This window comes from Corynebacterium suedekumii, from assembly GCF_030252185.1.
GTDB classification, from domain to species: Bacteria; Actinomycetota; Actinomycetes; order Mycobacteriales; family Mycobacteriaceae; genus Corynebacterium; species Corynebacterium suedekumii.
Map to the genome: position 1 here is coordinate 2,267,833 of NZ_CP126970.1, position 20,171 is coordinate 2,288,003.

Annotated in this window: 18 protein-coding genes and 1 pseudogene; 1 reads left to right on the top strand and 18 read right to left on the bottom strand. The window is 70.2% G+C overall.

Features of this window, described 5'->3' with window-relative positions:
• Positions 1–25 precede the first annotated feature (25 nt).
• Genes QP029_RS11350 through QP029_RS11395 form a run of 10 tightly spaced genes read right to left on the bottom strand, consistent with a single transcriptional unit; the run spans position 26 to position 9,457 of the window.
• Positions 26–1,003 (bottom strand): gluconeogenesis factor YvcK family protein, encoded by a 978-nt coding sequence (locus tag QP029_RS11350; RefSeq protein WP_284874395.1) that lies wholly within the window; start codon positions 1,001–1,003, stop codon positions 26–28.
• Positions 1,004–1,019: 16 nt separating this feature from the next.
• Positions 1,020–1,904, bottom strand: a complete 885-nt coding sequence (rapZ, locus tag QP029_RS11355; RefSeq protein ID WP_284874396.1) for an RNase adapter RapZ — start codon at positions 1,902–1,904, stop codon at positions 1,020–1,022.
• A 10-nt stretch (positions 1,905–1,914) separates the two neighbouring features.
• On the bottom strand, positions 1,915–3,969 hold the full coding sequence (gene uvrC / locus QP029_RS11360; RefSeq protein WP_284874397.1) for an excinuclease ABC subunit UvrC: 2,055 nt from the start codon (positions 3,967–3,969) through the stop codon (positions 1,915–1,917).
• 4 nt (positions 3,970–3,973) lie between these two features.
• Positions 3,974–4,501 carry a PH domain-containing protein gene (locus QP029_RS11365; protein WP_284874398.1) on the bottom strand — a complete coding sequence of 176 codons (528 nt, stop codon included), beginning with the start codon at positions 4,499–4,501 and terminating at the stop codon, positions 3,974–3,976.
• The gene (ribH, locus tag QP029_RS11370) at positions 4,498–4,995 is read right to left on the bottom strand and encodes a 6,7-dimethyl-8-ribityllumazine synthase (protein WP_284874399.1); all 498 of its coding nucleotides are present in this window, start codon (positions 4,993–4,995) and stop codon (positions 4,498–4,500) included. The genes QP029_RS11365 and ribH overlap by 4 nt, the downstream gene beginning before the upstream one ends.
• The gene (locus QP029_RS11375; RefSeq protein WP_284874400.1) at positions 4,988–6,271 is read right to left on the bottom strand and encodes a bifunctional 3,4-dihydroxy-2-butanone-4-phosphate synthase/GTP cyclohydrolase II; all 1,284 of its coding nucleotides are present in this window, start codon (positions 6,269–6,271) and stop codon (positions 4,988–4,990) included. Before QP029_RS11375 ends, ribH begins: the two co-directional genes overlap by 8 nt.
• An 11-nt stretch (positions 6,272–6,282) precedes the next feature.
• The gene (locus QP029_RS11380) at positions 6,283–6,903 is read right to left on the bottom strand and encodes a riboflavin synthase (protein ID WP_284874401.1); all 621 of its coding nucleotides are present in this window, start codon (positions 6,901–6,903) and stop codon (positions 6,283–6,285) included.
• Positions 6,904–6,907: 4 nt separating this feature from the next.
• Positions 6,908–7,903, bottom strand: a complete 996-nt coding sequence (ribD, locus tag QP029_RS11385) for a bifunctional diaminohydroxyphosphoribosylaminopyrimidine deaminase/5-amino-6-(5-phosphoribosylamino)uracil reductase RibD (protein WP_284874402.1) — start codon at positions 7,901–7,903, stop codon at positions 6,908–6,910.
• A gap of 1 nt (position 7,904) precedes the next feature.
• The gene (gene rpe / locus QP029_RS11390; RefSeq protein WP_284874403.1) at positions 7,905–8,561 is read right to left on the bottom strand and encodes a ribulose-phosphate 3-epimerase; all 657 of its coding nucleotides are present in this window, start codon (positions 8,559–8,561) and stop codon (positions 7,905–7,907) included.
• A gap of 20 nt (positions 8,562–8,581) precedes the next feature.
• Complete coding sequence (locus QP029_RS11395) at positions 8,582–9,457, bottom strand: DUF4349 domain-containing protein (protein WP_284874404.1); 876 nt, start codon at positions 9,455–9,457, stop codon at positions 8,582–8,584.
• A gap of 73 nt (positions 9,458–9,530) precedes the next feature.
• On the opposite strand from QP029_RS11395, the gene QP029_RS11400 reads away from it, so the two are divergent.
• Positions 9,531–10,298: an enoyl-CoA hydratase gene (locus QP029_RS11400; RefSeq protein ID WP_284874405.1), complete on the top strand. Its 768-nt coding sequence runs from the start codon at positions 9,531–9,533 to the stop codon at positions 10,296–10,298.
• Between the two features lie 9 nt (positions 10,299–10,307).
• On the opposite strand, the gene QP029_RS11405 is transcribed toward QP029_RS11400, so the two are convergent.
• From QP029_RS11405 to coaBC, 8 genes and pseudogenes are all read right to left on the bottom strand, one after another.
• The gene (locus tag QP029_RS11405; protein ID WP_284874406.1) at positions 10,308–10,817 is read right to left on the bottom strand and encodes a DUF1877 family protein; all 510 of its coding nucleotides are present in this window, start codon (positions 10,815–10,817) and stop codon (positions 10,308–10,310) included.
• Between the two features lie 10 nt (positions 10,818–10,827).
• A complete protein-coding gene (locus tag QP029_RS11410) occupies positions 10,828–12,315 on the bottom strand; it encodes an RsmB/NOP family class I SAM-dependent RNA methyltransferase (protein ID WP_284874407.1) in 1,488 nt (495 codons plus the stop codon).
• On the bottom strand, positions 12,312–13,262 hold the full coding sequence (gene fmt, locus QP029_RS11415) for a methionyl-tRNA formyltransferase (RefSeq protein ID WP_284874408.1): 951 nt from the start codon (positions 13,260–13,262) through the stop codon (positions 12,312–12,314). The genes QP029_RS11410 and fmt overlap by 4 nt, the downstream gene beginning before the upstream one ends.
• A gap of 31 nt (positions 13,263–13,293) precedes the next feature.
• Complete coding sequence (gene def / locus QP029_RS11420) at positions 13,294–13,803, bottom strand: peptide deformylase (protein ID WP_284874409.1); 510 nt, start codon at positions 13,801–13,803, stop codon at positions 13,294–13,296.
• An 84-nt stretch (positions 13,804–13,887) separates the two neighbouring features.
• Entirely contained in the window at positions 13,888–14,649 is a 762-nt protein-coding gene (locus QP029_RS11425) for an HNH endonuclease signature motif containing protein (protein ID WP_284874410.1), read from the bottom strand.
• 876 nt (positions 14,650–15,525) lie between these two features.
• Positions 15,526–17,551: pseudogene (locus tag QP029_RS11430) on the bottom strand (primosomal protein N').
• A gap of 11 nt (positions 17,552–17,562) precedes the next feature.
• Positions 17,563–18,810, bottom strand: coding sequence for a methionine adenosyltransferase (gene metK, locus QP029_RS11435; protein ID WP_284874411.1), 1,248 nt, complete (start codon positions 18,808–18,810; stop codon positions 17,563–17,565).
• 78 nt (positions 18,811–18,888) lie between these two features.
• On the bottom strand, positions 18,889–20,136 hold the full coding sequence (gene coaBC / locus QP029_RS11440) for a bifunctional phosphopantothenoylcysteine decarboxylase/phosphopantothenate--cysteine ligase CoaBC (protein ID WP_432418733.1): 1,248 nt from the start codon (positions 20,134–20,136) through the stop codon (positions 18,889–18,891).
• Between the last annotated feature and the right edge of the window lie 35 nt (positions 20,137–20,171).

Below are 20,171 nucleotides of genomic sequence, written 5' to 3' on the forward strand. Positions count from 1 at the left end.
CTACGTCCAGCTGGTCCGGGTCAGTCTAGTCATCTGCCCCTGGGGTCCGTGCGACGCGGTGGATCTGACGGAGGGTGGCACACAGTTTGGCGGGGTCGTGCCGGTTGGTCATGCGGCCCTCGGCGTCCTCGAGGCGGACGTCCACGAGTTCGACGCTGGCGCCCAGGGTGCAGGCGGCGCGGTCGAGGTAGGCACGTTCCGAGGCGGTGGGGATGGTGTGGACATCGACGAGGATGCGGTCGATGGTCAGCGACGGCGCGTGCTGGCTGAGCATGTGGAGGTGCCGCTCGGAGGAGAATCCCTGGGTCTCCCCCGGCTCGGCGGAGAGGTTGAGCAGCACGGCCTTGAGGGCGGAGGTCTGGTTGAGGGCGTCGACGATGCCGGGGACGAGCAGGTGCGGGATGACCGAGGAGAACCAGGAGCCGGGACCGATGGTGACCAGGTCGGCGTCGAGAATCGCCTCGACGGCGGCGGGGCTGGCCTCGGGGCGGTCCGGGATGAGCCGGACACGGCGGACGGTGCCGGGGGTGGTGGCGACGGCGACCTGGCCGCGGACGGGGCGGATGATGCGCGGGTCGTCGTCGAGCCCGGAGACGTCGGCCTCGATCTCCAGCGGTTCGTTGCACATCGGCAGGACCCGGCCGTGGGAGCGGGTGAGGTCGGCGACGGCGTCGAGGGCCGCCTGCTCGCTGCCGAGGACGCTGGTGAGTCCGGCGATGAGGAGGTTGCCCACCGCGTGGCCGGCCAGGGCCCCGTTGCCGCCGAAGCGGTGCTGCAGCGTCTCGGCCCACATGGTGCCGTGGGCGTCGTCGGCGGCGAGGGCGGCCAGTGCCATGCGCAGGTCGCCGGGCGGGATGATGCCCAGTTCGCGGCGGATGCGGCCGGAGGAGCCGCCGTCGTCGGCGACGGTGACGATCGCGGTGATGGACTCGGGTTCGCAGAGACGGGCGCCGACGAGAGTCTGGTACAGACCGTGGCCGCCACCCAGTGAGGTGATCTTCATGGTGACTTTCCTGGGGTCAGTCGCGGTTGATGTCGCGGTGGATGACGTTGACGTCGAGGTCTCCGCGGGCGGCGAGGCGCCGGCCGAGTTCCTCCGACACCGCCACTGAACGGTGGTGCCCGCCGGTGCAGCCGACGGCGACGTTGATGAAGTTCTTGCCCTCGTGCCGGTAGCCGTCGAGCATGGCGTCGAACATGTCGACGAACTTGTCCAGGAAGTCCTCCGCCCCGTCGCGGGACAGGACGTAATCCGACACCGGTTGATCCGTGCCGCGGAAGCCGCGGAGCTCGGGGATCCAGAACGGGTTGGGCAGGAAACGGACGTCGATCATGAGGTCGGCGTCGCGGGGGGCGCCGTGCTTGAACCCGAAGGACTGCAGGGTGACGTGCTGCTGGTCGAAGGCCATCGAACCGAAGGCGGCCTCGATGGCACGCCGCAGGTCGTGGACGGACAGGTTGGAGGTGTCGATGACGATGTCGGCGTTCTGCTTGAGCGTCGAGGTGATGTCCCGTTCCCGCTGGATGCCGATCTGGAGGGTGTCGCCCGCCTGCAGCGGATGGGTGCGACGGACGCTGTCGAAGCGGCGGATGAGCACGTCATCGCGGGCGTCCATGTACAGGACCGCCGGGCGCATGCCGCGCTTCTCCAGGTCGCGGAGGGTGTCCATGAGCCGGCCCTCGAACTTCCGGCTGCGGACATCGGTGACGAAGGCGACCTTGTCCACCGGTGACTCCTCGGCGGCGCACAGTTCCAGGTAGTCGCCGATGAGCTGCGGCGGCAGGTTGTGGGCGACGAAGAATCCCTTGTCCTCGAACACGCGGGCGGCGGTGCTCAGCCCGCCGCCGGACATGCCGGTGATGAGCACGGGGGGCGTCGAAAAGCGAGGCGCGGTCTCGGTCATGCCCACCATCCTAGACGTCGGGGGAATCGGGGTGCAGGCCCTTGTGCACGGTGGCCGCGAGCTTCGGGCCGAATCCTCTGACCTCGGCGATCTCCTCGACGCTGGCCTGTCTGAGCTTCTTCACGGAACCGAAGTGCTTGACCAGCTCGTTCCGCCGCGTCGCGCCGAGGCCCGGGATGGCGTCGAGTTCGGAGACCCGCATCCGCTTCGACCGCTGCTGGCGGTGGTAGGTGATGGCGAAGCGGTGCGCCTCGTCGCGGATCTGCTGGAGCAGGAACAGCCCCTGGGAGTTGCGCGGGAGGATGACGGGGTCCTCCTCACCCGGCACCCAGATCTCCTCGAGGCGTTTCGCCAGACCGACGAGGGTGACGTCGACGATGCCGAGCTCGTCGAACACCTTCTGGGCGGCGTTGACCTGGGGCAGGCCGCCGTCGACAATGAAGAGGTTCGGCGGGTAGGCGAAGCGCCGGTGGTCGGTGCTCATCTCCTCGACCTGCTCGTCGGGAAACTCCGTCTCGTCGGGGACGGCGAGCTTGTCCTGGTTGTGACGCAGGAATCGGCGGCGGGTGATCTCGGCGATGCTGGCCACGTCGTCGGAGCGGCCGTCGCCGGCGGCCTCCTTGACCCGGTAGCGGCGGTAGTCGGCCTTGCGTGGCAGGCCGTCCTCGAACACGACGAGGGAGGCGACGACGTCGGTGCCCTGGATGTGGGAGATGTCGGTGCACTCGATGCGCAGGGGGGCGTCGTCAAGCCCCAGGGCCTCCTGAATGTCCTGCAGGGCGGCGGAACGCGCGGTGAGGTCGCCGACGCGCTTGAGCTTGTGCTGCCGCAGGGCGTCTTTCGCGTTGCGTTCGACGGTCTCCATGAGGGCCCGTTTGTCGCCGCGCTGCGGCACGCGCAGGTCGACGCCGGCGCCGCGCATCTCCGCAAGCACCTCGGTGACCTCATCAGCCTCATCCGGCATCACCTGCACCAGGATCTCCCGGGGCACGACATCCCCCGGCTTGGGCGGGCGGTGCGAGAGCTGGTCGACGCCCCGACGCCGCACCCGGTCCTGTTCGTCCCGGTCCTCGGCACGGGCGCGTTCCACCGCGTCGCCGTAGAACTGCACGAGAAAGTTCTGCAGCAGCATCGGCAGCGCCGGATCCGGTTCCCCGTCCCGCGAGGTGTGGTCGCTGGCCTGGTCACCGGCCTTCTCCACCACCCAACCGCGCTGGCCGCGGATGCGCCCACCACGGACATGGAAGATCTGGACTGCGGCCTCGAGCTCGTCGGTGTGGAAGGCGACGAGATCGGCATCGGTTCCGTCACCGAGGACCACGGCCTGCCGCTCCATGACCTTGTGGATGGCACCGAGATCATCGCGCAGGCGCGCCGCCCGCTCGAACTCCAGCTCCTCGGCGGCCTGTTCCATCTCCCGGGTCAGCTGGCGTTCCACCTGCGTGGTGTGACCGGACATAAAGGACAGAAAACCGTCGACGATCTCCCGGTGCTCCACCGGGCTCACCCGGCCGACGCACGGGGCGGAACACTTGTCGATGTAGCCGAGCAGACACGGACGGCCCAGCTTCTCGTGCCGGTTGTACACGCCCTTCGAGCAGGTGCGCACCGGGAACACGCGCAGCAGCAGGTCGAGGGTCTCCCGGACCGCCCAGGCGTGGGAGTACGGACCGAAGTAGCGCACCCCGCGACGGCGTGGGCCACGGTAGAAGAAGGCCCGCGGAATGTCCTCACCGGTGGACACGGCCAGCATGGGGTAGGTCTTGTCGTCGCGGTACTTGACGTTGAACCGCGGATCGAACTTCTTGATCCACGTGTACTCGAGCTGGAGCGCCTCGACCTCACTGGCCACCACCGTCCACTCCACCGAGGAGGCGGTGAACACCATCTGGCGGGTCCGCGGGTGCAGCGCCGTGACGTCCTGGAAATAGTTGGACAGCCGGGCACGGAGGTTCTTGGCCTTGCCCACGTAGACCACCCGGCGGTTGTCGTCCCGGAACTTGTACACACCCGGTTCCGTCGGGATGGATCCGGCGGCCGGGCGGTAGCTGATGGGGTCGGCCATGCGCTCAGTCCTGCGGCATGTACTTGGCCTCGAGGGCCCGGAAGTCATCGACCGCGGTGATGGCGTCCCGGCCGTCGCCGGCCTGGATGGCCCACATGGGCACGTACTCGAACTCCGGCAGCTCCAGGCGGGCCATGCGCGAGCCCTTCGGGAAGGACAGGCCGTAGATCACGGTCCACGGGTAGAAGCGGGTGCCCACGATGTTGCGGATCTCCACGCCGTCCTCGTTGGCCCGGACCCGGGGCCGGGTGAAGGCGAGGTAGGCCAGGACGGAGATGATGACGCCGACCAGGGGGAAGGCGAAGATGTCGATGCCGGTGACGGTCGCGCCGGTGAACTCGACATCGACGACCGCGCCCATGAAGATGTGCACCGCCATGACGACGATCACCGCGACCCAGGCGAGCAGGCGCAGCCGCTTCGAGCGGATCTCCAGCTCCCAGGGCTTGTCGGTGGTCACGGCGTGCGGGTCGAGGGCGTTGTAGAAGGCGAGTTCCTCGTCGGTCAGCGGCTTGCGGGTGCTCTCGGTCACTGGTCTCCCCTGTCGGTCCGGCCGCTGCGGAGGGTGCGCAGGGTCAGGGCGGCGTCGAGGGCGGCGGTCATGGCCTCCGCGCCCTTGTCCTCGACCGAGTCGGGGAAGCCCGCCCGGTCGACGGCCTGCTGCTGGTCGTTGGTGGTCAGTACCCCGTTGCCGATCGGGGTGGACTCGTCGAGGGCGATGCGGGTCAGCCCGTCGGTGACGGAGTCGCAGACGTAGTCGAAGTGCGGGGTACCACCGCGGATGACGCACCCCAGGGCCACGACGGCGTCGTGGGTACGGGCGAGCTCCTGGACCACGACGGGCAGCTCGAGGGCACCCATGACGTGGGCCTGGGTGATGTCGGCGACACCGGCCTCCTCGGCGGCCGCCACGGCGCGGGCGCGCATCTGCTCGCAGATCTCGGTGTTCCACCGGGCGGTGACCACGGCGACCCGTAGTCCGGTCGCGTCGAGCGGGGCAACCTGCGGCAGTCCCTCCTTACTCATGGGAAGTTCCTTCCTGGTGTGTGCGGTCCCAGTCGTCGACGACGGGCAGGTCGTGGCCCATCCGGTCGCGCTTGGTCCGCAGGTAACGGATGTTGTCCTCGTTGGGTTCGACCGGCACGGAGGTGCGGCCGCTGATCTCCACACCGTAGCCGCCGAGCGCCTCGCACTTGGTCGGGTTGTTGGTCAGCAGGGACAGGGAACGCACGCCGAGGTCGCGGAGGATCTGACCGGCGGCGGAGTACTCCCGGGCATCGGCCGGCAGGCCCTGCTCGAGGTTGGCGTCGACGGTGTCCAACCCCAGGTCCTGGAGCTGGTAGGCCTTGAGTTTGGACATCAGACCGATGCCGCGACCCTCGTGGCCCCGGAGGTAGATGATCACGCCCCGGCCGGCCTCCTGGACCATGCGCATGGATTCATGGAGCTGGGGTCCGCAGTCGCAGCGGCGGGAACCGAAGACGTCGCCGGTGAGGCACTCGGAGTGGACGCGGACGAGCACGTCCCCGTCGCCGGTGATGTCGCCGGCGACCAGCGCCACGAACTCGGTGCCGTCGATGGCGTGGAGGTAACCGTAGACGGTGAACTCGCCGAACTCGGTGGGCAGGCGGGTCTCCACGACCCGGTCCACCTGGGATTCGGTGCGGCGACGGTAGCTGATGAGCTGCTCGATGGAGATCATCGTCAACCCGTGGGTGTCGGCGAAACGACGCAGTTCCGGGCCGCGGGCCATGTCGGTGGGGTCGTCCTCGGAGACGATCTCGCACAGCACGCCGGCCGGCCGCAGCCCGGCGAGGCGGGCGAGGTCGACGGAGGCCTCGGTGTGGCCGTCCCGGGCGAGGACGCCACCGTCGACGGCACGCAGCGGGACGATGTGGCCCGGGCGGGTGAAGTCGCGGCGGGTGGTGGTCGGGTCGGCGAGCCGCTGGATGGTCTCGCAGCGGGAGGTCGCGGAGATGCCGGTGGTGCCGGTGGCGGCATCGACGGTGACGGTGTAGGCGGTGTGCCGGGCGTCCTCGTTCTGCGCCACCATGGGCGGCAGGTCGAGGCGGTTGCAGTCCTCGTCGGTCAGGGGGACGCAGATGTAACCGGAGCTGTAGCGGACCATGAAGGCCACCAGCTCCGGGGTGGCCAGTTCGGCGGCGAAGATGAGGTCGCCCTCGTTCTCGCGGTCCTCGTCGTCGACGACCACGACGGCCTTGCCCGCCGCGATGTCGGCGATGGCCTGCTCCACGGGGTCGAGCCGGAGGGTGCCGTTGGGGTCCTGGGAATCGTCACTCACGCCTGACAACCTTAGCCCTCGCCGCGGGGGCGATCGTCAGTGCCCTGCCCGGCGAGCATCTTCTCCACGTACTTGGCCAGGACATCCACTTCGAGGTTGACCACGTCGCCGGTGGCCAGCTGTCCGTGGGTGGTCTCGGCGAGGGTGGTGGGGATGAGCGAGACCTCGAACCAGTCCTCCCCCACCGCCGAGACCGTCAGGGATGTGCCGTTGACCGCGATGGATCCCTTCTCCACGACGTAGCGGGCGAGGCCGGTGGGCAGGCTGAAGCGGAGGACGTCCCAGTGCTCCGAGGAGGTGCGGGTCAGCAGCTGCGCGGTGCCGTCGACGTGCCCCTGCATGATGTGCCCGCCCAGGCGGTCGCCCACCGCCATGGCACGCTCCAGGTTCACTGCGGAACCCTCCTGCAGGCCGCCGAGGCCGGTGCGGTCGAGGGACTCCTGCATGACGTCGGCGGTGAAGGATCCGGGCCCGAGGGTGGCCACGGTCAGACACACACCGTTGACGGCGATGGAGTCACCGAGGGCTGCGTCGGAGAGCACCGTCTGCGCGTCGATGGTCAGGCGCAGGGCATCCCCCTGCGGCTCCAGGGCGGTGACGGTGCCGATCTCCTCGACGAGTCCAGTGAACATCCGGTCAGTCCTTTCGGGTCAGGGTGAGCAGGACGTCCCCGCCGAGGCGGGTGACGTCTGCCAGGTCAAACACGGCGGCGTCGGCGAGTGTTCCCGCGACAGCGCGGGCGAGCACCCCCGCCCCGCCGCCGAGCAGGGTGGGGGCGACGTAGGCCTGGACGGCATCGACGACGCCTGCCTCGAGCATGCCGGAGGCGAGGGTCGCCCCGCCCTCGACGAGGATGTCGCGGGCTCCGGATTCCCACAGGGCCTCGAGCGCGCCCGGGATGTCCGGGTACTGCTCGAATCCGAGGCGGTGGAGGTTGGTCGCCGATCCCGCGAGGTCGCGGGTGCCGATGACCACCCGTCGCGGCTGCCGGTCGTGCAGAGCGCCGTCCGCCAGGCGGGCGGTGAGCGAGGGATCATCGGCCAGGGCGGTGCCGGTGCCGACGATGATCGCGTCTCGACGCCGCCGGTCCTCATGCACGTGCCGGCGCGCCGCCTCCCCCGTGATCCATTGACTCGTGCCGTCCGGGGCGGCGGTGTGCCCGTCAAGGGTCTGGGCGAACTTCAGGGTCACATGGGGTCGCCCCGACCGGGTAGCGGTGAGCCAGGGCAGCAGGTCCGGGGCCTGCGCATCGAGGCGACGCACGGTGATCCCGTGGGCCCGGAGGTGCTCCGCACCTCCCGCGGCCTGTTCGTTGGGGTCCGGATGGAGGTAGCAGACGGTGTCCACGGCGGCGTCGACAAGCGCCTGCGCGCAGGGGCCCGTGCGGCCGGAGTGGTTGCAGGGCTCCAGCGTGACGACGGCCGTCCCTCCCCGCGCCCGCTCCCCCGCCCGGCGCAGCGCCATCACCTCCGCGTGCGGGCCACCGGCCGGCTGGGTGCCGCCGACACCGACGATCTCCCCGTCGGCCGACAGGATCGCCGCCCCCACCGGCGGGTTGGGGCTGGTCGACCCCCGGACCTCCGCCCCCGCGGCCAGCGCCGCGGCGAGCGCATCCTCGATGGTGGCGGTCATGTCACCGGGTGGCCAAGCGACGCAGCTCGTCGACGGCCGCCGCCGGATCGTCCTTGCCGTAGACGGCCGAACCGGCGACGTAGGCGTCACAGCCCGCCTCGGCGGCCTGCTCGATCGTCTTCTCGGAGATGCCGCCGTCAATCTCGATGAGGGTGTCGAGGGAGTTGGCGTCGATCGCCTCCCGCAGAGCGCGGACCTTGGCCAGCTGGTCCGGCATGAAGGACTGCCCGCCGAAACCGGGCTCGACGCTCATGACCAGCACGAGGTCGAAGTTCTCGAGGTCAGCCAGGTACGGCTCGATCGGGGTACCCGGCTTGAGGGAGAACCCGGCCTTGACGCCCTTGTCCCGCAGGTGCTTCGCCAGCGCCACGTGATCCTCGGTGGCCTCGACGTGGAAGATGACGCAGTCGGCCCCGGCGTCGATGTAGGCGTCGACCCACTTCTCCGGGTTCTCGATCATCAGGTGCACGTCAAGGTGCTGGTCCGTGACCTTGTCCACCGTCCTGGTGATGTCCGGGCCGAACGACAGATTGGGGACGAAATGCCCGTCCATGATGTCGACGTGGATCCAGTCGGCGTTGTGGACGGCGCGGACCTCCTCGCCGAGACGGGAGAAATCGGCCGCGAGAATACTGGGAGCGATGATCGGGGTAGCCATGCGCCCGAGTCTACGCGGTGCTATTTCCCGGCCCGCCGCTTCCGTCGTCGTCGGAGGACCGCCACGACGACCGCGGCGATGATCGCGAGGATCACCAGCCACGGCAGCATCCCCATGAACACGATCACCACCGCTTCCAGGGAGCTGAGGAACGCGTCCCACGCCCGTTCCAGCACGCCCGGCGACTGATACCCGGCCTCGTCGGTGGTGAAGGTGACGGTCAGGGTGGAGAACGCCACCTGGTCGGTGAGGTAGTCCAGCTGGGAGGTCAGTCCGTCGAGCTCGGCCTGCCGCTGGGTGAGGGTGACCTCGGCCGCCAGCAGATCCTCCACCGACTCCGCCCCGTCCATGAGCTCGGTGAGCCGGTCGATGGAGGTCTGCAGGGCGCGCTGGCGGGCCTCGAGGTCGACCTTCTCCTGGCCGACATCCGTGGACTGGGTCGACTGCGAGATGACCTCACCCTTATCCGCCAGGCCGTCGATCGTGGACCGGTAGTCCCCGGACGGCACGCGGGCGGTGACGGTCGCCTCCGGCCGGTCGTTCCGCGTGCTGGTCTCCGTCTCGGCGACCCGGCCACCCTGCTCCGAGACCCGGGTGGCGAAGTCCCCCGCCGCGGTGGCCGGATCATCGGTGCGGACCGTGGCGGACCCCGTGGTGATGACGTCAGCGGAGGACGTCACCGTGTCCCCGGCGGCTCCCGCATCAGCCGGCTCCTGGGCCACCTCCGCCTCCCCGTAGGTCGCCGCCGAGCCGCGGGACCCCTGGTCCCCCGCAGTACCGGAGGAGCTGTCGCGCGCACTGTCGGTCGCACAGGCACTGAGCCCGAGCATGAGGAACAGTCCGAGCACCAGGAGTACCGCGAGTGAGACGGGCCGGGGTCGAACAGCTGCAGTCATGGTGTCCACACTAGTGCCGGGTGAGGCAAGATGGATAGGTCAGCGATACCAGTTTCGGAGGAAGGACCCGCCCGTGGCCACCGATCAGCACAGGGACACCCCACTCGTCCTCACCACCGACCAGGCCGACGGCCGCATCCGGGAGATCCTGCTCAACAACCACCCCAAACGCAACTGCCTCAACATCCCCATGTGTGAGGCGATCGAACAGGCCATGGTGGCGGCGGTCGACGACGGCGCCCGGGTGGTCCTCCTCCACGGCGACGGCACCGTCTTCTCCGCCGGCGCCGACCTGTCCGGTGACGTCTACGCCGACGGCTTCTACGAGACCCTGCTGCACATGCTCGGGACCATCCAGACCCTGCCCATCCCAGTGATCGCGTGGGTCAACGGCCCCGCCATCGGCGCCGGCACCCAGCTGGCCATGGCCTGCGACCTCCGAGTCGTCGACGATACCGCCACGTTCCGGGTCCCCATCGTCGATGTCGCCATCGCCCTCGACGAGGTGACCATCCGGACCCTAGAACATCTCGTCGACGGCTCCATCGCCCGCCAGATGCTCTTCACCGGCGCAGAGCTGTCGGCCGCGGATGCCGAACGGTCCGGGTTCGCGGTGCGGACCGGCGGATTCGACGCCGCGTTGGAACTGGCGAACCTGGTCGCCGCCAAGGCACCGTTGACGCTGCGCCACCTCAAGTACGAGTTCGCCCACTCCTCGCACCGTCCCTACGACGGTGCCACCCGGTGGCAGGCGGCCCAGGCCGCCTGGCACTCCGCGGACGCACAGGAGTCCCGGGCCGCCCGCTCCGGTAAGCGGGCGCCACGTTTCACGGGCCGGTAGGCGTCGGGATCAGATGATGAAGACCACGACGCCCCGGTCCGCCTCGGCGGCCCGACGGTAGAACTCCCGCAGGGTGGCCAAGTGCCCGGTGAGGACCTCCTCCATCGTGCCCCGGTCGGCCGGATCGTAGGGTGCGTAGACGTCGTCGCGGCCCATGGCCTCGTCGTCGTAGGCGCGGAGTCGTTCGGTGAGATCCACCGTGGCCAGCCGGGCGGCGATGGCCTTCGTCGCGGCGGGATCACTGGTGGCCAGGTATCCACCGTCGAATCCACCGGGGACCTCGGCGGTACCCATGACGGCGTCATCCACCGACGTTCGTGGCGTGCCCACCGGCGGGGCACCGACGAGGACGATGTCGAGGACGTCCCAGTCCTTGGCCAGGTCGGTGCTGATCCGGTCGGGGTCATCGTCGGCGGTCTCCATGAGTTTGGCGATGACCTCAGCGGCCGCGTCCCCGCCACCGGTCACCCGGCCCAGCTCGTCCTCGGACACGGCCCAGTAGTCGGCGAACATTCCCATGGCCGCGAGGCTACCTGTCCAGGGGCCGGCGGAGCATGGCGACGAACATGGCGTCGGTGCCGTGGCGGTGCGGCCACATCTGCACGCTGGGGTGATCACCGACATCGGCCATGGGGGCGACGAACTCGTGTGCGTCGACCTCGACGGCCCCCAACTCGCTGACAGCCCGGTCGACGATGGCGCGGGTCTCACGGAGATCCGGTGAGCAGGTGGAGTAGACGACGACGCCGCCGGGCCGGACGAGTCGCAGGGCGGAAGCGAGGAGATCGGACTGCAGCGGAGTGAGTTCTGCGATGTCGGACTCGGACTTGCGCCACCGGGCCTCCGGGCGACGCCGGAGTGCACCGAGGCCGGTGCAGGGCGCGTCGACAAGGACCCGGTCGTAACCGGGTTCCAGGCCGGGGTCACGGCCGTCGGCGACGTGGACCGTCACAGGCAGCCCCCGAGTGGCCTGCTCGACCAGCTTCGCGCGGTGCGGGGAGACCTCGACGGCGTCGACGTGGGCGGCGTCGATACGCGCGAGTGCCCCCATGAGGGCGGCCTTGCCGCCGGGGCCCGCGCACAGATCGAGCCAACGCCCGTTGTCCGGCCCCTCGACCGGGGCCTCGACAACGGCGCGGGCGATGAGCTGGGAACCCTCATCCTGCACCGTGGCCAGGCCGTCGCGGACGGGGTCGAGGTCACCGGGATCGCCGGACTCCAGCCGGACCGCGTAGGGCGAGTACGGTCCCTCCTCTCCCCCGGTCATCAGCGCCAGTTCCTCACCGGAGATCTCGCCGGGCCGGGCCGCGAGATGAACCGTGGGCCGCTCGGAATCGGCGTCGAGGGCGGCGTCGAGTTCGCCCAGCCCGAGGACCCGGGAGAAGGACTCCGCGATCCACGTCGGGTGGGCGTGGCGGAAGGCGGCCGCCGCGATCTCACCACGGGGGGTGAGCTTCTCGATCCACTTCTCGGGGGACGTCCGGGAGATGGTGCGCATGATGGCGTTGGCGAACCCCTTGGCCTTCCCGTTGCCGGACGCCTCGACCAGCCGGACGGTGGTGTCGACGGCGGCGTGCGGCTCCACCCGGGTGTAGAGCAGCTGGTAGGCGCCGAGTCGGAGCGCGTCGAGCACCTCCGGGGCGATCTGCTCCAACGGCCGGCTCGAGCAGTCGGCGATGACCGCGTCGAGCACACCCATGGTCCGCAGGGTTCCGTAGGTGATCTCGGTGGTGAAGGCGGCGTCGCGCTCAGTGATCTTCCACTGGCGCAGCGCCTTGGGCAGGATGAGGTTGGCGTAGGCGGCGTCCTGCCGGACCCTGCCGAGCACCTCATGGGCGAGCAACCGCGGGGCATCGAGCCCGGGGACGGAGCGGGCGCGCTCCGGCTGGCGGTTCTTCTGCGGCGGGCGGGACGGACGCGCCGGTCCGCCCGTCCTCGCCTGGTTCTGCTTCTCGCCTCGCGGGCTGTTCTTCTGCTCGTCGCCGCGCCTGGTACGTGACCGGAATCCACCACTCATGAGAAGTTCACCTGTTCCCCGGCCTGGAGGGCCGCGTTGCCGCGGGCCCAGTCGGCCGCGTTCATCATCTTCTTGCCCGGGGGCTGGATCTGCCCCAGGGCGACGGTACCGGCACCGGTGCCGACATGGACCTCGGAACGACCAACGGAGAGGTGGCCGGCGGGCAGGTCCTCTGCGTCATCGCCGAGCACCCGCACGGGTCCGACCTTGAGACGGTCCTCACCGAGCATGGTCCAGGCCCCGGGGCCCGGGGTGTGGGCGCGGATGTGGCGGTCGATGGCGAAAGCCGGGGCGGACCAGTCGATGCGGGCGTCCTCGGTGCTGATCTTCGCGGCGTGGGTGGCCTCCCCGGTCTGGGGCTGCGGCACGATCGCCCCGGACTCGAGTCCGTCCATGGTGGCGGCAAGCAGGTCAGCGCCGGAGTAGGCCAGGCGCGTGAGGAGGTCGTCGGCAGTGTCGGTGGTCCGGATCGTCTCGGTGACGGTGCCCAGGACCGGGCCGGTGTCCAGCCCCTCGTCGATGCGGAAGGTGGAGGCACCGGTGATGTCGTCCCCCGCCCGGATCGCGGCCTGCACCGGGGCGGCGCCGCGCCACGCGGGCAACAGCGAGAAGTGCAGGTTGACCCAGCCGTGGGTGGGCACGTCGAGCAGGTCCCGGGTGATGAGGTTGCCGTAGGCGACGACCGGGATGGCGTCGGGTGCCAACTCCGTGAGGCGCGCCCGGAGGGCGTCGCCGTCCTCGGTACCGGCCTTGAGGGTGGTCGGGGTGAGAACCTCGATGCCGCGCTCCTGGGCGAGGGCGGAGACCGGTGACGGGTGGAGCGTCCGGCCGCGTCCCCGGCGGGCGTCGGGACGGGTGATGACGGCGACGATCTCGTGGTCAGTCTCCAGCAGACGGCGCAGGGCCACGACCGCAGGTTCAGGGGTTCCGGCGAATATCAGGCGCATGTGGTGGGGTCTCCTTCAGAGTCAGGCAGGCTCAGGCGGTGAACCAGTCGGCGGTGCGGATCGCGGCCATGGCGGCCTTGCGCTGCTCCGGGGCGAGGCGACGCAGGAACAGCACCCCGTCCAGGTGGTCGGTCTCGTGCTGGATGCACCGGGCCATGAGACCGCTGGCGACCAGGGCGACGGGCTTGCCGGTGACGTCCTGTCCGGAGACCCGGACGGTCTCGTAGCGTTCGGTGTCCTCGGAGATCTCCGGGATGGACAGGCAGCCTTCGGGGCCGACCTGGGTCTCCTCGCCGATCGCCTCCCACACGGGGTTGATGATGTGTCCGCGCAGGCCGTCCTCAATGTGGCTGCAGTCGTAGACGAACACGCGCCGGGTGATGCCGACCTGGTTGGCGGCAAGACCGACACCGCCGGCGTCGTCCATCGTCTCGAGCATGTCCTCGACGAGCACGGCGAGGGCGTCGTCGAAGACGGTGATCTCGTCCGACCGGGTGGTGAGGACAGGGTCACCGAACAGGCGGATCTCACGGACAGTCATGGGTGGGCGGGGCTCCTTCGGCGGGCGGTGACGGGGATCGGTCTCTAGGCAGTCTACTGCCCCCTCGGGTCACCTCCGATCGGGTCAGGACACGATGTCGAACAGCGGTGGCGGTTCTTCCGGGTCCCGGAAGTTCTCCCGCCCACCGGACCGCTCACGCGCGCGACGGATCTTCGCCCCGGCGGAGTACTGCTGGAATGTCGTCTCGTTGAACCGGAGTGGCCCGCCGTCGGGTGGATGCCAGCCGACTCTCCCGGTGTCCGGGTCCGTGGCCAGGTGGCCGAGTCCCCCGCTTCCGTCGTGCCGGTCGTTGTTGTCACCGTGGTGGGGACGGCACACCGTGGAGGAGTTCTCGATGTCGGTGTTCCCGCCTTCCGCCCAGGCCACGAGGTGGTGGACGTCGGAGTCGCAGTGAGCCTCGGTGCAGTCGGGTCGGGTGCAGCACAGTTCCCGGGCGAACAGGGCGAGCCGCTGGGCCAGGGAGGCGGACCGGCGGGTCCGGGCGAGGTGCAGTGGCAGCCCGTCGGCGTCGTGGACCACGCCGATGTCGTACTGCGCCATGCCGAGCTGGAGGATGTCCACGGGGCTGAGCAGGTGGCCGGTATTCGTGGCGAAGCGATCGTCGGCGGACAGGGTGTCCACGTCGGCGGCGGTCATGCTCACCACCACGGAGCCCACGCCCCGTCGGTTGGCCACGTTTCCGGCGGCGAGGTATGCGTCCAGGATTGCGTCCAGCTGGTCTGCACCACGGGCCTGCATGCTGCGTTTGTCCTCCTCCGGCGGGACGGAGGCGTTGACGCCGGGGCGCCGCCCCGGGGCAAGGGCCGCCTTGAGTTTGGCGGCCATGGCGGCGGGCAGGTAGGCCCGGACGTGCACTCCCCGTCGGCGTCCTGCTTGCTCATGCTCACCATGCGCTTCTTCGTGGCGGCGTAGAGATCCCGGGTCCCGTCTGCTTTTCTGCCACGGGAGTTGGCCAGGCGGACTCGGTCTCGGACCCACTGCCGCAGATCCTCCGGGGCGCGGAGCTTGGCCTCAGCCAGGGCCTGCGCCAGTAGTTCAGCCCGGCCCGGAGTGGAGTGTTCGGACAGGGATCGCAGTTCCTGCTGGATGATCCGCTGCTTTTCGGCGGAGGCGCGGGACCGGGCCTCGTCGCGGGCCCGTTCCTGGGCCTCGCGTTCGGCCTCGAGTCGGCGCTGTTCCTCGGCGCGGATCCTGGCCAGTTCTTCCTCGCGGGCGCGTCGTTGCTCCTCGGTCTCGTCGGGTTCCGGAGCCGGGGCAGGCGGGGGTGTGACGGTCGGCCGGGCGAAGAGGTCCCGGCCGCGGTTGAGGCGGTCGAGTGCCTCTGCGCGGGACAGCCCGAGGCTGACCATGAGGTAGTCCAGGGCGCGGGTGGCGCCGACGAGCCGCCCGGCGTCGGACTGGTCCGCGGCCCAGGCGAAGCTGGCGTCGATGAAGGCCTTGGCGGCCAGTGCGTTCTCCAGGCGCTCCATCTGCGGCGCAACCGTTCGGAATGGCAGTGCGTCGGGGGCGGCGAAGATCGCGCTGAGACGTTCCAGCCCTGCGGCGATGTCATCCACCGCCCCCGAGACCTCGTCCACGGACTCCACTACCACCACCCCCTTGACGAACGACGAACACCCCTGCACTTTCGATTACATGTTCGATCCTGTACCCGCCACAAAGCATCGTCAACCCCCTTATCACACAGTCAAGCGAACAGCATCAACCGATCTGGATCGGGTCCACCTGGATCCGCAGGGGCAGGTCGTCCTTGCGGCCCGCCCGGGCGACCGCCGCCGCCTTCAGGGCCGTGCCCAGCTCCGACCGCGGCCCCAGGGGCACCCGAAGCAGGATGCGCTGGGCGGGTCCGAAGCGCGACTCGTCGTACTCGCCGGGCAGCGAGACACCGGGTGGGAGGTCCACGGGCCCGAGCACCTCTCCCCGTCCGGCACCTCGAGGACCGTCAGGAAGGTGTCCAGCGAGGCGTTCGCGCCGTCGATCGCGGCCATGTGGACCGCTGGCGGGAATCCGACCTCGCGGCGCTGCTGCAGCTCAGTTGCGGCCGCGCCGACCATGTCCCAGCGGATGAGGTGCTGCACGACGGCCAGGCCGGGATCGGCCACGACGATGACCTCGCCCCCGGCCTCATGGGGAGCAACCAGTGTCGCCACGGCGGCCCACTTGGCCAGCGTCTCCTCGGTGGCGCGGAGGTCCTGGCGGCCGAGCAGGGCCCAGGTGTCCAGGAGAACCGCGGCACCGTACCGGCCGCCGAGGACGCGTGGTTCGGCGCCCGGGGTGGCCACCACCAGGGAAGACTCGCAGGCGACATCGGCGACCACCTTGTTGCCGCCGGAGGTGATCACCCTGGTCTGGGCGAAGGCCCGTCCCAGTTCCTGGGCGGTGCGGTCGGCACCGAGCACCACGGCGCGGAGTTTCACGGAGCCGCATTCGGTGCAGCGGTGGCGGGCGTCGGGTCTCCCGCACCAGCGGCAGGTGGGCACCCCGGCCTCACCCGGTCCGGACGAACCGGCCGTGGGCAGTCCCAGTGGCCCGTTGCACTGTCGGCAGCGGGCCGGGGCCCGGCAGGTGCCGCAGGACAGGGTCGGGACGTATCCCTTGCGGGGTACCTGGACGAGCACGGGCTCATCACGTTCGAGCGCCCGGCGGACCACGTCGAAGGCGATGCCGGGCACCCGCGAGGACCCGGCCCGGGGTCTTTGACCAGCTCAAACTCGGTGTCGGCAGCGGCGCGGATGAGCGGGCTCCGGGAGCGGAGGACCTCCCGGGGTGCCACGAGGTCGTGGGCCCAGCCGGATTCGACGAGCAGCTGTGCCTCAGCGGTGCGGGTGTGTCCGGCGATGACCAGTGAGCAGCCCTCGATGGCGCTGCGGGTGGTCAGGACCTCCCGGGCGTGGACGTAGGGGGCGCGGGGATCGACGAGGTTGTCGTCGCCGTCGTGGAGGATCACCGCCAGCCGCAAGTCGGCGACAGGGGCGAAGGCGGCGGAGCGGGTGCCCACGACCAGCCGGCCCTGGCCGTGGAGGATGGAGAGGAATCGGCGGTACCGGGCCTGCGGCCCGAGTCCGGCGTTGAGGACCGTGATCTGTTTCGAGGACACCAGTTCCCGCAGGGCCGTCTCGAGCGTGTCCACATCGCGCTGGTCGGGTACGACGAGCAGAGCGCCGCCGCCGTCCTTGACCACCTTCACGGCCAACGCCGCCAGGGCGGAGGCCCAGTCGTCGCCGGGGGCGATCTGCCATGCCGCGCGGGCGGTCACCCCGTCGACCACGGCGTCGACGAAGGATTCGCCGAATCGGTAGGACGACCAGCTGGACAGGTCCGGTTCGCTCACAGGACCGAGCCTGGACCAGGGGATCGTGTTGTCGGACTCCTCAGCGCGGGCGTGCCGCGAGGGAATCGCGGAGCGGATGATGTCGGAGCGGATGCCGGCGTAGCGGGCGGCGAGGGCGTCGACAAGCTTCGCGGTAGAGCCCGGGTACACCACCTCCGGTGAGATGACGCGCTCGAGGTACTTGAGCTCGTGGTCGGAGGCGGCGACGCGGTCGAGGACGAGGGCGTCGACGAGCCGGCCGGCGAAGCGGACCCGGACCCGGACGCCGGGGACCACCTGCTCATCCTGCTCCGCGGAGATGAGGTAGTCGAAGGGCCGGTCGAGGTGTGCCAGGCCCAGCAGCGGCAGAACCCGCGCCACCGGCTGATGCTCAGCGGGGACGCGGGGGGAGGCCATAGGCCGGAATCTTACAGGGCGGCCTGCAGGGCGGAGACACGGTCGGTGCGCTCCCAGGGCAGGTCGAGGTCGAGGCGACCGAAGTGGCCGTAGGCGGCCGTCTGCCGGTAGATGGGTCGCTGCAGGTCGAGCTCACGGATGATGGCGGCCGGGCGCAGGTCGAAGACCTTCTCCACGGCACCCTGGATCGCTTCGTCGCTCAGGCCCTCGGCGGCGGTGCCGAAGGTCTCCACGTACAGGCCGACGGGCTTGGCGCGGCCGATGGCGTAGGCGACCTGGACCTCGGCGCGTTTGGCCAGGCCGGCGGCGACGATGTTCTTGGCCACCCACCGCATGGCGTAGGCAGCGGAGCGGTCGACCTTGGAGGGGTCCTTGCCGGAGAAGGCGCCGCCGCCGTGGCGGGCCATGCCACCGTAGGTGTCCACGATGATCTTGCGGCCGGTGAGACCGGCGTCACCCATGGGGCCGCCGAGGACGAAGGAGCCGGAGGGGTTGACCAGGAGGGTCAGTTCATCGTCGACGAGGTCGGTGATGCCGGCGTCGGCGATGACCCAGTCGACGACGTGCTCGCGCAGCTGAGCCTCGAGCCACTCCTGCTTCACCCCACGCGCATGCTGGGTGGAGATGACGATGGTGTCCAGCCGGACGGGGCGGTCGTCGGCGTCGTAGGCGAAGGTGACCTGGGTCTTGCCGTCGGGGCGCAGGTCGGGGACGATGCCCTCCTTGCGCACCTGGGTCAGCCGGCGGGCCAGGCGGTGGGCCAGGGCGATGGGCAGCGGCATGTATTCGGGGGTCTCGTCGGAGGCGTAGCCGAACATGAGGCCCTGGTCGCCGGCGCCGGCGAGGTCGTCGTCCTCGACGGAGCTGCCGGAGCGGACCTCGTGGGAGGTGTCCACGCCGTGGCCGATCTCCGGGGACTGCTCGCCGATGGCGATGTTGACGCCGCAGGTGCGGCCGTCGAAGCCGACGTCGGAGGAGTCGAAGCCGATGTCGACCAGGGTCTTGCGCACCAGCTGCGGGATCTCGACGTACCCGCTGGTCCGGACCTCGCCGACAACGTGGACCTGGCCGGTGGTCACCAGTGTCTCCACGGCGACGCGGGAGCCGGCGTCGACGGCGAGCAGCTCGTCGAGGATGGCGTCCGAGATGGCGTCGCAGATCTTGTCCGGGTGCCCCTCCGTGACCGATTCGCTGGTGAACAGCCGGATGGGTGCCGGCTTGTCGAAGGCGACGGTGGTGGTTGCGGGATCTTCAGCCAAGGGGTGCTTCTTTCAGTGCGGAAATCGTGTTGACGTAGTCAGTGCCTCGCCCAATATAGACCAAGCTGTCTAACCGCGTCAATCTCGCGCCCGGAAGGCGTCGACCGCGTCGAGGATCTGCGCCGCGACGGCGTGCTTGGACCCGTCCGCCACCTCGGTGACCGCACCGTCCGCGGCCAGCAGCCACCCCCGGTTACGGTCCTCACCGAACACCTTCCCCTCGCCCACCTCGTTGGCCATGATGAGGTCACAGCCCTTGCGGGCCAGTTTGGCCTGTGCGTACTCCAGCGCCGTGGTGTCGGCGTCACCGGTCTCCGCGGCGAACCCGACGATGACCGTCTCCGCCGGCACCTCCCCGTTTCGCCTGCGTTCCACGGTGGTGGCCAGGATGTCGGGGTTCTCCACCAGCTCGACCCGCATGAGCGCGTCCTCGTCCGCGCCCTTCTTCAGCTTCGACCCGGCCGCGGAGACGGGCCGGAAATCGGCGACGGCAGCGGCCATGATGATCACGTCCGCCTCCGGCGCATGCTTCTCGACGGCCCCCGCCATCTCCCGGGTCGACGTCACCCGGTGGATCTCCGCCCCGGAGGGCACGGGCAGATCATCGGTCGCGCCCGCCACGATGGTGACCTCGGCGCCGCGGTGCGCGGCGATCTCCGCCAGAGCGTAGCCCTGCCGACCCGAGGACCGGTTGCCCAGGAACCGCACCGGGTCAAGCGCCTCCTGGGTGCCGCCGGCGGTGATGAGGACCTTTTTCCCCGCCCAGTCCGGGACGAGCTCATGCCCGTCGAGGACGACGCGGACGAGGTCGGCGATCTGCTCCGGCTCCGGGAGGCGCCCGGGGCCGGTGTCCTTGCCGGTCAGCCGACCGTGGGCGGGCTCCATGACGATGACGCCGCGGTCGCGGAGGGTGGCCACGTTCGCCCGCGTCGCGGCGTTGTGCCACATCTCGGTGTGCATCGCCGGGACGACGATGACCGGGCAGGTGGCCACCAGGACGGTGGCGGTGAGCAGATCGTCGGCGCGGCCGGCCACCAGCCGGGCGATGACGTCGGCGGTCGCCGGGGCGATGACCACCGCGTCCGCCTCCTGGCCGATGCGGACGTGCTGCACCTCGTCGACGGCGTCGAAGACGGTGGTGGACACGGGATGGCCGCTCAACGCCTCGAAGGTGGCGGCCCCGACGAAGGTGAGGGCGTTGGGGGTGGGGACGACGCGGACGTCGTCACCGGCCTCCTTGAGATCCCGGACGAGGTGGCACGCCTTGTAGGCGGCGATTCCCCCGGACACCCCGACGACGATCCGGCGCGGCTCAGTCATGTGCATTCTCCCCAGGTAGATGTCGGACAACGCCACCGACT

Coding starts and splice junctions, on each gene's coding strand:
- QP029_RS11350 (WP_284874395.1), bottom strand. CDS start 1,003: ATGAAGATCACCTCACTGGGTGGCGGCCACGGTCTGTACCAGACTCTC.
- ribD (WP_284874402.1), bottom strand. CDS start 7,903: ATGACCGCCACCATCGAGGATGCGCTCGCCGCGGCGCTGGCCGCGGGG.
- coaBC (WP_432418733.1), bottom strand. CDS start 20,136: ATGCACATGACTGAGCCGCGCCGGATCGTCGTCGGGGTGTCCGGGGGA.
- def (WP_284874409.1), bottom strand. CDS start 13,803: ATGACTGTCCGTGAGATCCGCCTGTTCGGTGACCCTGTCCTCACCACC.
- rpe (WP_284874403.1), bottom strand. CDS start 8,561: ATGGCTACCCCGATCATCGCTCCCAGTATTCTCGCGGCCGATTTCTCC.
- QP029_RS11380 (WP_284874401.1), bottom strand. CDS start 6,903: ATGTTCACTGGACTCGTCGAGGAGATCGGCACCGTCACCGCCCTGGAG.
- QP029_RS11395 (WP_284874404.1), bottom strand. CDS start 9,457: ATGACTGCAGCTGTTCGACCCCGGCCCGTCTCACTCGCGGTACTCCTG.
- QP029_RS11425 (WP_284874410.1), bottom strand. CDS start 14,649: ATGGCCGCCAAACTCAAGGCGGCCCTTGCCCCGGGGCGGCGCCCCGGC.
- rapZ (WP_284874396.1), bottom strand. CDS start 1,904: ATGACCGAGACCGCGCCTCGCTTTTCGACGCCCCCCGTGCTCATCACC.
- QP029_RS11405 (WP_284874406.1), bottom strand. CDS start 10,817: ATGGGAATGTTCGCCGACTACTGGGCCGTGTCCGAGGACGAGCTGGGC.
- uvrC (WP_284874397.1), bottom strand. CDS start 3,969: ATGGCCGACCCCATCAGCTACCGCCCGGCCGCCGGATCCATCCCGACG.
- QP029_RS11410 (WP_284874407.1), bottom strand. CDS start 12,315: ATGAGTGGTGGATTCCGGTCACGTACCAGGCGCGGCGACGAGCAGAAG.
- ribH (WP_284874399.1), bottom strand. CDS start 4,995: ATGAGTAAGGAGGGACTGCCGCAGGTTGCCCCGCTCGACGCGACCGGA.
- fmt (WP_284874408.1), bottom strand. CDS start 13,262: ATGCGCCTGATATTCGCCGGAACCCCTGAACCTGCGGTCGTGGCCCTG.